Raw genomic sequence first — 12,388 nt, forward strand, 5'->3', positions numbered from 1 at the left:
TTTGTGGGGTGCTGGATCCAGCGCTCAATCAGCCCGATATGTGCCACCCCAACGCCGAGGGTGTCGCGGCGATCGTATCCTTAGTCATGCCGGTGGTGGAGGAGCTGGTTCAACGGCTTGATTCCGGATGCTTCACCGAAAGACCTTCTGTACCAGTCCGACCCAGGTTTTCGGCAGGCGTCCGAAAAGCTTGGGCTTGAAATAGGCGCCGGCGGCGCGCTTGGAAATCTCGGCCAGGGTTGGATAGGGGGCGATCATGGACGCCACGGCCGAGAGCTTCACTTTGCCCGATATCACCAGGCCCCACAGGCTGATCATCTCCCCGGCATGGGGCGCCACGATCGTGGCGCCGAGCACCTTGCCCCTGCCCGTCAGGATCAGCTTGACGAAGCCCTCCGTGCGGCGTTCGGCCTGTGCCCGGTCGTTGTCATCCATGTGCTCGATGATCACCGTCACATCGCCATGTGTCTTGCGCGCCTCGGCCTCGGTCAGCCCGACATGGGCCACTTCGGGATCGAGATAGGTCACCCAGGGCAAGGCGGCATAGTCCACCTTGGCCGGCAGGCCGAACATGGCGTTGCGAATGAAAATGCCGGCATGGTAGCCGGCGATATGGGTGAATTGTGGTCCGCCAGCCACATCGCCGAGTGCGAAGATGCGGGGGTTTGACGTCCGCAGCCGGCCGTCCACCACAATTCCCTTGGCTCCGCTCTCGACGCCAGCCAGTTCCAGCCCCATGTCCTCGACATTGGCCTTGCGGCCGGCTGCGACCAGCACATGGCTTGCCGTGATGTCGTGTCGGTCGGTGGGCGTTTCGATGGTTGCGCTCACGCCTGATTGGGTCTTCTGTGGATCGATCAGTTTGGCGTGTTCATGCAGCACGATGCCTTCATCGCGCAGGACGCCCCGGATCAGTTCGGCGGCCTCCGGCTCGTCGCGCGGCAGGATGCCGGCAACATCCACAATGGTGACCTGCGCCCCCAGGCGCCGGAACGCCTGCGCCATCTCCAGTCCGATGGGCCCGCCCCCAATGATCAGCAGATGATCGGGGCGCGCGATCATCTCGAAAACGCTCTCGTTGGTCAGCGGATCAAGCGCGCGCAGGCCCGGCACCGGTGGGACAATTGCCCTCGAGCCAGTGGCGATCACGAAGCGGCGTGCCGTTATGCGGTAGGGCCCGGCGACCAGTTCGGTGGGGCTGGTGAAGCGCGCAATCTGCCTGATGACCTTGATGCCCAGGCCTTCGAAGCGCTCGACACTGTCATGGGGGGCAATGGCGGCGATCACGCCATGGATATGGTGGTGAATGGCCTCGAAATCGATTCGGGGCGCAATCGCCTCCCCAACGCCCAGAGCCATGGCGGCGGTGAACATATGGGCGGCATGGGCCGCTGCGATCAGCGATTTGGACGGAACGCAGCCGGTGTTAAGGCAATCCCCACCCATGGCCCCCCTCTCGATGAGCACGACTTTTGCCCCAAGCTGGGCCGCGCCCGCCGCAGCACTCAGGCCGGCCGAGCCGCCCCCGATCACGCACACATCGCAGGAAAGGCTTTCGGCGGGGGATTTGGCTTGCATCGATGGGCTCGCTTGACTCTTTGCTGCACCTTGGTCTGACGAGGCGATCAGGTGTTACGCGCAGCCCAGTGCTTTCGGATGACGCTGGCAATCGGCGCGACCGCAGCCAGGAGCGCGAGCCCGAGCAGCCCCAGGGTGATGCCAGGTGTCACCAGATCGCCGACGCCCACGGGACGATCACGCGTCGCTGCTTCCGCAAGGATGGTCTCTAGCCCCTGGCCGATCGAGGCATAGACCATGGCGCCCGGCAGAATGCCCAGGAGCGTTGCCGCGACATAGGTGGTGAGGGGAACCTTGAAGAGGGCGGGCAGGACATTGATCGCCGAAAAGGGGAAGATGGGCGCCAGCCGCAGGGCGAGCAGATAGCTGAACGCATTGGCTTCGAACCCGCGCGCAACCTTGCCGGCCATTGCGTTCACGCGCGACCTCAGGCCCTCGCCGAAGGCCGTCTGGGCGGCCCAGAACAGCACGGTCGCACCAATGGTGGCGCCTGCGGCCGCCAGCAGGCCACCAAGCCAAATGCCATAGAGAAAGCCGCCCGCCAGGGTCAGCAGCCAGGTCGCCGGAAACGCCACAGCCACGGCCAGCCCATAGGCCAGGACATAGGCGAGAGCGGCCAGCCAGCCATGGTCGAGGGCAAAGCCCTTTAAGGTCAGGCGGATCGCGGCCAGATAGTCCAGCGTCAGATAGCGATGCCAGCCCAGCAGCAAGCCCGTGAGCAGCACGATGACAATCAGGCCGAGGGGCGCGAACCGCAGGAGGGCCTTGGCCGGCGCGGGGGCGCGTGTGCTGGGCTGCACGTCAGCGCCTCCTGAATGGCAGCAGCAATGACCAGCCTAGCCGTGTGGGCGCTGTGTCGCGATAGTCCTCCAGACCGATATCGATGCGGTCCTGTCCCTTGGCGGGCTGGTCGGTATAGGTGGCGAATAGCCGGTCCCAGATGGCGAGACTGAAGCCATAATTGCTGTCGGTCTCGCGGCGGTCCGTGGAGTGGTGGATGCGATGCATGTCGGGTGTCACCACCAGCAGGCGGATGATGCGATCAACCCGGGTCGGCAGGCCAATATTGGCGTGGTTGAACATGGCCGCACCATTGAGCACGACTTCAAAGATCAGCACCGCCCAGGCCGGGGCTCCAAGCGCCACCACAATGGCCGCCTTCCACGCCATAGACAGCACGATCTCGAGCGGGTGAAACCGCAGCGCCGTGGTGACGTCAAAACCGGTATCGGCATGGTGCATGCGGTGGATGCGCCACAGGATCGGAATCTTGTGGCTGAGCAGATGCTCGAGCCAGACCGCAAAGTCGAGGACAATGATGGAGATGGCTGCTGCCAGCCACGGCGGCATGCTGATCTGGTTGAAAATGCCGTATCCCTGGCTCTCGGCCCAGAGCGCGGTGCCCACCGCCGCGGCGGGAAACAGCACGCGCAGGCTCACCGACGACAGCACCAGCATGGCCAGATTGGTCATCCACCGCCGTGTCTTGAGTGCAGCCAGCATTTCGGGGCGTTCGAGCCGCGGGTGGGTGAGTTCGACAATGGCCAGCAGCCCGAAGATCAGCACGAAGGAACCAAACCGAATGACAGGTTCGGGCAGAAACAGGGCGTCGTTCATAGCGGGCTCAGCCTTTGCATGTGAAGCCAGGTCTTCTGACCTGCCTGACTGTTACATTCGCTTGTCGGTGACGGGTGGTGCGGCGCGCAGTTTTGTGAACAGGCCGCGCCGCATCAAGCCGGTCATGACCGATGGTGCCACCAGGCCCGACAGGCCGGCCAGCGCCTGCGCCACAGTTCCATACACGGTTCCGGAGCGATGGCGCCGGCGAAGGACGCGGCTGGCCAGAGCGGCCGGGGATTGCCGCTTGCAGCCTTTGCTGCCAACAGGCGCATAATGTCTGGCATGATCGGTATCGAGCGGGCCCGGTAGAACCGTGAGCACGCGGTATGTGCTGGCTGTGCGCAGCGCATTCGCAAAGGCTTCCAGGCCCTGTTTGCTGGCGGCATAGGCCGCGGCACCGGGGTAGCTCAGCCGGTTGGACAAGGAAGCGACGAAGATCAGGCTGGCGCCCCTGGCAAGCTTGGCGCCAGCGACCAGCAGGCGGGTCAATTCCATCGGGGCCAGCAGATTGACGGCAATGACCGCATCCATCTGCCGAAGGTCAATATCTTCAAAAGCCCCCACCGCGCTGATGCCGGCGTTGAAGACGACGACATCAAAGACCCGATCGGCATCGAGCGCGGCAACCAGTTCGGGCAGCGCCGCAACGGTCGACAGATCAACCTGGACCGCGTGCAATCCCGGCGGCGCGCCATCGGGTTGATCGCGATCAAGGCTGACCACCTGGTAGCCGAGTGCCAGCAATTGGTCGACAAAGGCCGCCCCCAGCCCGGCCGATCCGCCTGTCACCAGGGCCCACCGGCTCATCGGCGCCCAACCATGGTGAGTGGAGAAATGGTCTTGCTGGCCCGCCCGCCGCCTTCCAGATGATCGATCACGAACCTTGCCACCCGGTCCGGGTCCATCAGCAGCCAATCGATCTTGCGGGCATCATAGCCGGCGCGGGCATGCATCGGCGTTCTGGTGGGCCAGAGGCGATAGTACCGAACCGTGATGCGATCGGCCCACTCCGCACTGAGCGAACGCGCCAATCCGGCCAGGGCGCCCTTGCTGGCACTATAGACTGGCATGCCGGCAGAGCCCTTGTCTGCGACAGAACCGAGCAGCGCGACCCGGCCTGCTTGACGCGCGAGAGTGGGATAGAGCCCGTGCAGCAGCCGGATCACCGAGCCGAGATTGACGGCCATGGCCTGCGTGAGCGCGGCCGGGTCTTCGTGTTCGAGCGGCCGATAGAAGCCGGTGCCGGCGGCCAGGACTACGCGATCAGCGGGAGCCGCAAGCGCGATCAACGGCGCGGCCGGACCAGACAGGTCCAGCTGGTGATAGGCGATATCGGGAAAGTCTGGCGATAAGTCCGCAGGGGCACGCTGGCCGGTCGCGGTCACATCATGGCCCTGGCCTGCCAAGGACCGCGCCAGGCTCAGACCAATGCCGGAACTGGCCCCGGTTACGAAATAGTGTCGGCGGCGACCCTGCTGCACCTATGGCTTGCCCCTGGCCTTGCGAAAGGCATCGATAACGCCCGGGTCGGGTTCGGCCATATCCTGCTCGGCCTGACCTGACTTGAGCAGCGACACTGTCTTTGCGAGTTGGTCGACATAGGCACGGCAATGCTTGCACATGAGCAGATGCATCGTGACGCCGACCCGCTGACGCAGGGTCAAGGCGCCTTCCAGGTAGTCGGTCGCGGTCTCGCTGAGTTCGCGGCAACTAAGCATAGTCTGGTCTCCAGGGCGGGTGTGGGCGCGCCCAATCGTGATCGCGTATGTAGGTTAGTCCGTCCGGGGCGCAAACTGTTACGCTTGTCTCAGGCCTTTCCCATCAGATCTTCCAGGGTCGCCCTGATACGGGAGCGTCCACGGTGCAGCAGAATGCGGTGATTGGCCTCGCTGACCTGCAGGATCGTGCAAACCTCTTCGGGTGACAGGCCCTCTATATCGCGCAGGGTCACGACGGCGCGCTGATTGGGCGGCAGTGTTTCCAGAACGGACATGGCATGGGCCAGCAATTGCCTGCCCCCCACAATGCGCTCGGGGTTGATTTCGGACCAGCGTCCCGGCGGCGATAGCCAGGAGCCGTCGCCCAGGAACCGATCCGGATCAACGGCCGGATCATTGTAGCCCATGTCCGTGAACGACACAGAGCGGCCGTTGCGCTTGGCCTTGGTGCGGGCAATATTGGCGAGAACCGCAAAGGTCCAGCTCTTGATGGATGAGCGTTCCTCGAATTTGGCAAGGCCGGAGATCAGGGCCAGCCAGGTGTCCTGCACGGCCTCTTCTGCTGCCGCAGGGTCGCGCAGAAATGTGCGGGCAAAGGCCAGCATGGATTTGTGCTGGTCTGCCACAAGGCCGCGAAAGGCCTTCTCGTCCCCGCGCTTGAGCGCTTGAATCAGTGCGCGCTCATCGCGCCTGGAGCCCGTTGCGCCCAAAACCATCCCGCCCCGCTATCCCTGCTTCCCCTTGCCATTCGCATCACCCATGGCAACGGTTACAGAAAACCCTCATGGCGTTGTAACAGATGCCGTGCGCGGACAACCAAGTGATACAGTTACCAAAGGCCGGCGGTCGCACCGCTGCATCAGGGAAGCAGACTCCGCGTGCTCGACAGCTACCTCATCCCGACACAGGAACGCCTCTTGCGGCCATTCGCAGCGCGCCTGTTGGCGCTTGGTGCCACCGCCAATGGTATCACCATTGCCGGCTTCCTTGTCGGCCTTGCCGCCGTGCCGGCCATAGCCTTCGGCCAGTTCCCGCTCGGTCTGGCGCTGATTGCACTCAACCGGCTCCTGGATGGGCTTGATGGAGCGGTGGCCCGCCTGGCTGGCCCGACCGACCGCGGTGCTTTCCTGGATATCGCACTCGACTTCTTCTTTTATGCCGCCATCCCCTTTGCCTTTGTGCTGGCCGATCCTGCGGCAAACGGATTGGCGGGGTCGTTGCTACTGCTGTCCTTTGTCGGCACAGGGTCGAGCTTTCTGGCTTTCGCGGTGATCGCGCAACGGCGGGGCCTGTCCTCGCTGAAGATGCCCAAGAAGGGGCTCTACTATCTGGGCGGCATCACCGAAGGCGCCGAGACCATTGCGCTGTTTGTGCTAATCTGCCTTTTCCCCACGCTCTTCCCCTTTATCGCAACCGCCTTTGCTGCCCTGGCGCTGGTGACCACGCTGGTGCGGTGGTGGTGGGGCTGGAAGGCATTTGCAGAGTGATGGCCTGTGCTGCCCCACAGCGGTCTGGCGGGGGCCAGCCATGATCTCGCTTGCGCTGCGCGGGCTTGCCAAGTCCTTCGCAGGGACAACCGCACTGGCCGGTATCGACCTGACCATTGCTCCGGGGGAACTGGTGACCCTTCTGGGGCCATCCGGTTGCGGCAAGTCGACCCTGCTGCGGCTGATCGCGGGCCTGGACATACCCGATCAGGGCGCCATCCTGATCGATGGCCGCGACATATCGGATCTGGACGTCCCAGAGCGCAATGTCGGCCTGGTCTTTCAGCGCTATGCCCTGTTCCCGCATATGACCGTGCGGCGCAACATCGGCTTTGGGTTGCGCGTGCGGGGGACCCCGGCGGCCGAGACAGAGCGCCGCGTCAGCGACATGCTCGACATTGTCCAGCTCGGCGACCTCGGCGAGCGGTTCGCCCACCAGTTATCGGGCGGGCAGATGCAGCGGGTGGCCCTGGCCCGCACACTGGTCACCAGGCCGCGCCTCCTCATGCTCGATGAACCCTTTGCAGCGCTGGACGCTGACCTGCGCCGGCAAATGCGCAGCTTTGTGCGCGATCTGCAGCAAAAGATGGGCCTGAGCACGATCTTTGTGACGCATGACCAGGCCGAGGCGATGGAGATTTCAGACCGTATCGCCGTGATGCAGTCCGGACGCATCCTGCAGTGCGACACGCCGGAGATGATCTATCACCAGCCCGTATCCGCGGAGGTGGCCCGGATGACGGGCGAGGCCAATCTTGTGACGGGCCGCGTGGTCAGTCTGGGCGATGCCGTTGGCCTAGACCTTGGCTTTGACCCGGTTCCCCTGCCCCGGCGCGGGCTGGCCGCCGGCACCCAGGTGCTGACGCTGATACGCCCGGAAGCCATCGCCATTGCGCCAGCTGATCCCGGCGACGGCCACGGCGTCATACAGTCGAGCGCCTTCATGGGCCAGTCCGTCCGCTATTCGATCGCGGTGGGCCCCAACGTGTTTCTGGTCGACGATGTGTCGACCCGGCGCCTCGCCCCCGGACAGTGGGTCAGCCTGCGGGTCAGCCCCGATCATGTTTGTGTCTTTCCGCCCCAAGCCAGCCAGCCCTAACCTGCTCCAATCCATAGAGGTATCAGATGCTCCTTCGGCGCCACTTTCTGTTTGTCGCGTCCCTTCTCGCCTCCACGACGGCTGTCATGGCCGACGAGGCCGCGGCGGGTTTTCGGGCGCAGTTCCTGGCTGGCAACTTGAGCTGGGACGACGTCTTGACGCAAGCGCGGTCCGAGGGCGCGGTGCAGTTCTTCTACTGGGGCGGCGACGACAACCTCAATGTCTGGATGGACAGCGTGGTCGCGCCAGCCATGGCAGCGCTGGGCGTGACCCTGGTGGCCAATCGCATCACCGCGACCAAGGATGCGGTCGACCTGGTGATCGCCGATGCCGCCGCCGGTCGCACCATCGGTGACGGCAGTGTCGACGCCATCTGGCTCAATGGCGAGAACTTCTACACCCTCAAGCAGCAGGACCTGCTGTTCGGCTCATTCGCCCGGGCGCTGCCCAATGCGGTCAACTTCGAATGGGAAGCGGCGGACGCCCGCTCGCAGCTCAACCTGCGGGACTTCGGCACGCTCACCGATGGCGCGGAAGTGCCCTGGTCGGGCGAGCAATATGTCTGCGCCGCCAATCGCGCTCAGCTGCCTGTCGCACAGACGCCGCACACCTTCGAGGATCTGCGGGCCTATCTGGAGGCCAACCCGGGCAAGTTCGCCTACATCAAGCCGCCCCACTATCTGGGCAACACCTTTGTTCAGCAGGTGCTCTATGCCTTCAATCCCGACGGCACCGGCGCCGAACCATTCCAGCAAGCCATTGCCGATCTTGGTGCAGCCGAACTGGCGCGTCTTGTCGCGCCGGGCTTTGCCTATCTCAAGCAGATTGAGCCCTTGCTGCTTGGCGGGCCGCAGGGCGCCGTGCGCTATCCCGAGGACGCTGCGGCTGCCGAAGGTCTGTTCCGCAATAGCGAGATTCATATCAACTGCGGCTTCGGGCTTTATGCCGTTGCCACCAAGCGCGCCAACGGCAGCTATCCACAGACCGCCGAGGAGATCATCTTCCCCGCTGGCAACATGATCAAGAACAAGAACTATCTGGCCATCCCGGCCAATGCGCCGAACCCGGCTGCGGCGCTGGTATTGGCCAATTACATGTCGTCTGTGGACGCACAGGTCACCAAGCTGGACCTTGTGGGCTACCCGGCAGGCATAGACCCCTGGACGCTCGAACTCGCTGATGCCGCGGCACTGGCGGCGGCGGCCCCGGCCCACTTCGGGGTAACGCAGGACGAGCTGGATGCCAACATTGCGCCGGACACAAACGCGTCGCTGGTCGATGTGATCGAGGCAACATGGCTCGAATATATCGAGCGCGGCTCGCGCCTGCCCCTGGAGGAGATCGTCGCCAATGCCGTCGCCAAGCTGGCGCCATAGGGCCTTCGCCCAATGGCGGCCGGCCTTGGGCCTGCTGCCGCTGGGCGTGGTGATAATCGTGCTGTTTGGCGGGGCCTTGCTGCTTGCCCTGTTGCAGAGCCTTGGATTTGCCCCCTGGCTCGGCGTCAACAGCTTCCCCGATCTGACCTATTTCACAACGCTCTGGAGCGGCGCCAGCTTCTGGTGGTCGCTGTGGTTCACGCTCTACTACAGCCTGGCCGCGACCGCCATCGCGCTGGTTCTGGCCATTCTTCTCGCTCTATGCCTGGTGCAGGCTTTTCCCGGCCGTGCGGTGTTCGGCAGCCTCTCCCGGCTGCCCCTGGTGGTGCCCTATGCGGTCGGTATTGCGCTGGCCGTCATCATGATGGGCAATGGCGGGGTGCTGTCCCGGCTGGCCGCCACCCTGGGCTGGATCGACGACCCGGCGCAGTTCCCGCGCCTGCTCAATACCCATGCCGGCTTGGGCGTCATCGCCGTCTATGTCTGGAAGCAACTGCCGTTTATGGCCCTGTCCATCCACGCTGTGCTGATCAGTGCCGGCCGCGAGCAGGCAGAAGCCGCCGCCGTGCTTGGTGCCACCAGGCATCAGATCTTCCGCGCGATCACCTGGCCCCAGATCGTCCCCGGCATCGTGTCGTCCACGCTGATCTGCTTTGCCTTCAACATGGGCGCATTCGAGGCGCCGTTCATCCTGGGGGGCGGTTTCCCCGATACGCTGCCGGTCCTGGCCTGGCGCTATTTCACGGACGCCGACTATGCGCTACAGCTGCAAGGGATGGCCGTTGTGGTGTCTATCGGGCTGGTCGCAGGGCTGCTCATTGCCCTCTACCTGGCCCTCTATCGTGGCTATGAACACCGTCTTGGGCGGGTGTGAGCATGGCACGATCCAAAAGCCTGCCGACCGCGGCGCGCTTCTATCTTGTCCTGATGGGGCTGTTCCTTGTCGGGCCCTTTGTTCCGCTGGTGATCCAGTCCTTTGCCTTCCAATGGGACTGGCCCAACCTGTTGCCGTCCGAGTGGTGGTTCACCGCGCGGGACCGGGCGCGCCTGCCCTTGGGGTGGGATTATGTTCTGTCTCCCTATAGCCGGTTGGGCGAGGCGGTTGTGAACACCGTGGTCATCGGCGGCGCCACCACGCTGATCTGCCTGGCCATCTGCCTGTCGGCAGCCCGGGTGCTGGCGCGGGAGCAATTCGCGGGCAAGCGGGCCGTCGAGTTCTATCTGTCCCTGCCGCTGATCGTGCCAGAGGCCGCTGTGGGCCTGGCGCTCTCGGTGATCTTCGTCCGGGTGGGGCTGGCGGGAAGCTATGCCGGCATCATCATCGCCCATCTCATTCCCACCATCCCCTATATGGTGCGCCTGCTGACGGCCGTCTATCAGGGGCTGGACCCAGGCTTTGAGGAGCAGGCCCGGGTTCTGGGCGCCAATCGCCTGCAGGCCCTGCGCCTGGTCACCATGCCGATGCTGCTGCCCGGCATCCTGGCCGGATGCCTGTTCACCTTCCTGGTCTCGACCAATCTGTTCCTGCTCACCTTCCTGCTCGGACAGGGCAAGATCATCACTGTGCCAACGCTGTTGTTCGCCAAGATAGCGGGGGGCTCACTGGATGCCTCGGCGGCGGGCATAGCGCTGGTGGCGACCCTGCCCGGCATCGCTCTGTTGCTGGTCTCCGAACGCCTGCTCGATGGCCGCATCGGCATGGTCGCCCGGTGAGCCAAATAGCCTCCGACGTTCGTTCACTACTCTGTGAAAGCCACCCTCGTAACGGCCAGGCCGCCCAAACGAACTACAGCATGCGGAGCCCTTCTGGTTCCGCCTCTGAAAGGGAGACCTCAACATGAATCGTCGCACCTCGCTCGCTCTTGCTGCCTCGCTGCTCACCGCCGTTGCCGGCCTGTCTGTCCAGGGCGCCGCTGCCCAGGACGCCACTGAACAGTGCTATGGCGTCGCCCTTGCCGGGCAGAATGACTGCGCCGCCGGCCCCGGCACCACCTGTGCCGGCACTTCGGTGATCGACTACCAGGGCAATGCCTGGAAGGCCGTTCCGGCCGGCACCTGCCTGACCATGTCGTTTGATGGCGGCCGCACCGGTTCGCTGGAAGCCCTTGATCGCGACCTGCCCAAGGCCTGATCCTATCACCTCCATGGTTCCGGAGATCCGTGCCCTCGGGTCTCCGGTCCTGTGTCAAAGGGAGAACGCCTATGGACGCCCAGCGTTTGCCTTGCCGCGCCGGTCTTGGCCTCAAGCCGCAGCACTATGCCGACATTCTCGACGGTCAACCCGACATCGGCTTTTTTGAGGTCCACGCCGAGAACTACATGGGCGCCGGTGGGCCGCCGCATCGCTATCTTGCAGCCATTGTCGAACGCTACCCGCTGTCACTGCATGGCGTTGGCCTGTCCATCGGCGGCGAGGGCGCGCTCAATCGCGACCATCTGCACCGGCTGCGGGGGCTGATTGACCGCTACCAGCCGCAATCCTTCTCCGAACATCTGGCCTGGTCCTCGCATGGTGAAACGAGCCTGAACGACCTGCTGCCGCTGCCCTATACCGAGGCGACGCTGGACCGGGTCGTCGACCATGTCGACACCGTCCAGCAGGCGCTTGGACGATCCATGCTGCTGGAAAATCCGTCCACCTATGTCCTGTTCGCCGAGAGCACGATCGACGAGATCGATTTTCTTGCCGCCATCGCGCAGAGAACCGGCTGCGGGCTGCTGCTGGACGTCAACAATGTGATGGTGTCCTCGATCAATCATGGCCTCGACCCTTACACCTATATCGACCGGTTCCCGGTTCAGGCGGTGGGGGAAATCCATCTGGCCGGCTATGACGAGACCACCGATGCCGCCGGCGAACGGCTGCTGATCGACGCGCATGGGTCGCGGGTCAGTCCCGATGTCTTTGCGCTGTTTCAGCATGCGCTGGGCCGAACAGGTCCGGTGCCCACGCTTGTCGAATGGGACAACAATGTCCCCGCCTTCGCCGTGCTGGCCGATGAGGCCTGCATTGTCGACCGGGCCATTGCCGAGGCCTGTGCGCCCGGCGACCGGCGGGAGCGCGTGGCATGACCAATCCGCCCGTCGGCCAGTCCGATTTTGCTGCCGCCCTCGTCGATCCCGCAAAAGCGGTGCCCCCCGGCATCATCTCCCATCGCGGCGACAGCGACGCCAAGCGCTTTGCGGTCTATCGCAACAATGTCCATGTCGGACTGGTTGGCGTGCTGGCCGCCAAATATCCGGTGTGTCGCCAATTGGTGGGGGAGGCGTTCTTCACCGCCATGGCGCGCCTCTATGTGGCTGACCACAAGCCTTTCTCCCCGATCATGATGCTATATGGCGCCGATTTCTGCGACTTCATTGGCGGTTTTGCGCCTGCGCAGTCCGTGCCCTATCTCGGGGACATGGCCGCGCTCGAAGAGGCCTGGAGCGTCGCCTATCATGCAGCCGATGACAGCCCGCTTGCCCTGGCCGAGATCGCCGCTTTCGACCCCGAGGTCTTGCCAGACC

General features: G+C 64.2%; 15 protein-coding genes. 8 read left to right on the forward strand and 7 right to left on the reverse strand.

The window, feature by feature from the left end:
• Positions 1–132 precede the first annotated feature (132 nt).
• The 7 genes from E8M79_RS15160 to E8M79_RS15190 form a co-directional block, all read right to left on the reverse strand.
• The gene (locus E8M79_RS15160) at positions 133–1,578 is read right to left on the reverse strand and encodes an FAD-dependent oxidoreductase (RefSeq protein ID WP_137152694.1); all 1,446 of its coding nucleotides are present in this window, start codon (positions 1,576–1,578) and stop codon (positions 133–135) included.
• A 47-nt stretch (positions 1,579–1,625) separates the two neighbouring features.
• The gene (locus E8M79_RS15165) at positions 1,626–2,378 is read right to left on the reverse strand and encodes a VTT domain-containing protein (protein WP_137152695.1); all 753 of its coding nucleotides are present in this window, start codon (positions 2,376–2,378) and stop codon (positions 1,626–1,628) included.
• Position 2,379: 1 nt separating this feature from the next.
• Positions 2,380–3,195 (reverse strand): sterol desaturase family protein, encoded by an 816-nt coding sequence (locus E8M79_RS15170; RefSeq protein ID WP_137152696.1) that lies wholly within the window; start codon positions 3,193–3,195, stop codon positions 2,380–2,382.
• Positions 3,196–3,246: 51 nt separating this feature from the next.
• Positions 3,247–4,005 carry an SDR family NAD(P)-dependent oxidoreductase gene (locus E8M79_RS15175; RefSeq protein ID WP_137152697.1) on the reverse strand — a complete coding sequence of 253 codons (759 nt, stop codon included), beginning with the start codon at positions 4,003–4,005 and terminating at the stop codon, positions 3,247–3,249.
• A complete protein-coding gene (locus E8M79_RS15180) occupies positions 4,002–4,679 on the reverse strand; it encodes an SDR family oxidoreductase (protein ID WP_137152698.1) in 678 nt (225 codons plus the stop codon). Before E8M79_RS15180 ends, E8M79_RS15175 begins: the two co-directional genes overlap by 4 nt.
• Positions 4,680–4,916 carry a zf-HC2 domain-containing protein gene (locus E8M79_RS15185; RefSeq protein ID WP_137152699.1) on the reverse strand — a complete coding sequence of 79 codons (237 nt, stop codon included), beginning with the start codon at positions 4,914–4,916 and terminating at the stop codon, positions 4,680–4,682.
• Positions 4,917–5,005: 89 nt separating this feature from the next.
• On the reverse strand, positions 5,006–5,632 hold the full coding sequence (locus tag E8M79_RS15190) for an RNA polymerase sigma factor (protein ID WP_137152700.1): 627 nt from the start codon (positions 5,630–5,632) through the stop codon (positions 5,006–5,008).
• A 162-nt stretch (positions 5,633–5,794) separates the two neighbouring features.
• Between E8M79_RS15190 and E8M79_RS15195 the strand changes: the two genes are divergently transcribed.
• From E8M79_RS15195 to E8M79_RS18615, 8 genes are all read left to right on the forward strand, one after another.
• Positions 5,795–6,403, forward strand: coding sequence for a CDP-alcohol phosphatidyltransferase family protein (locus tag E8M79_RS15195; RefSeq protein ID WP_137152701.1), 609 nt, complete (start codon positions 5,795–5,797; stop codon positions 6,401–6,403).
• Between the two features lie 40 nt (positions 6,404–6,443).
• Positions 6,444–7,502, forward strand: a complete 1,059-nt coding sequence (locus tag E8M79_RS15200; protein ID WP_137152702.1) for an ABC transporter ATP-binding protein — start codon at positions 6,444–6,446, stop codon at positions 7,500–7,502.
• Positions 7,503–7,588: 86 nt separating this feature from the next.
• Positions 7,589–8,878 (forward strand): ABC transporter substrate-binding protein, encoded by a 1,290-nt coding sequence (locus E8M79_RS15205; RefSeq protein ID WP_205747918.1) that lies wholly within the window; start codon positions 7,589–7,591, stop codon positions 8,876–8,878.
• Entirely contained in the window at positions 8,853–9,752 is a 900-nt protein-coding gene (locus tag E8M79_RS15210; protein ID WP_137152704.1) for an ABC transporter permease subunit, read from the forward strand. The genes E8M79_RS15205 and E8M79_RS15210 overlap by 26 nt, the downstream gene beginning before the upstream one ends.
• A 2-nt stretch (positions 9,753–9,754) precedes the next feature.
• The gene (locus tag E8M79_RS15215; protein ID WP_137152705.1) at positions 9,755–10,591 is read left to right on the forward strand and encodes an ABC transporter permease subunit; all 837 of its coding nucleotides are present in this window, start codon (positions 9,755–9,757) and stop codon (positions 10,589–10,591) included.
• A 124-nt stretch (positions 10,592–10,715) separates the two neighbouring features.
• The gene (locus E8M79_RS15220; protein WP_137152706.1) at positions 10,716–11,009 is read left to right on the forward strand and encodes a DUF2282 domain-containing protein; all 294 of its coding nucleotides are present in this window, start codon (positions 10,716–10,718) and stop codon (positions 11,007–11,009) included.
• Positions 11,010–11,080: 71 nt separating this feature from the next.
• Positions 11,081–11,950 carry a DUF692 domain-containing protein gene (locus tag E8M79_RS15225; protein WP_137152707.1) on the forward strand — a complete coding sequence of 290 codons (870 nt, stop codon included), beginning with the start codon at positions 11,081–11,083 and terminating at the stop codon, positions 11,948–11,950.
• On the forward strand, positions 11,947–12,388 hold a 442-nt coding region (locus E8M79_RS18615), incomplete at its 3' end, for a DNA-binding domain-containing protein (RefSeq protein WP_248305013.1). The genes E8M79_RS15225 and E8M79_RS18615, both read left to right, overlap by 4 nt.

Origin of the sequence: Devosia sp. FKR38 (assembly GCF_005222805.1) — a bacterium.
Lineage (GTDB): Bacteria > Pseudomonadota > Alphaproteobacteria > Rhizobiales > Devosiaceae > Devosia.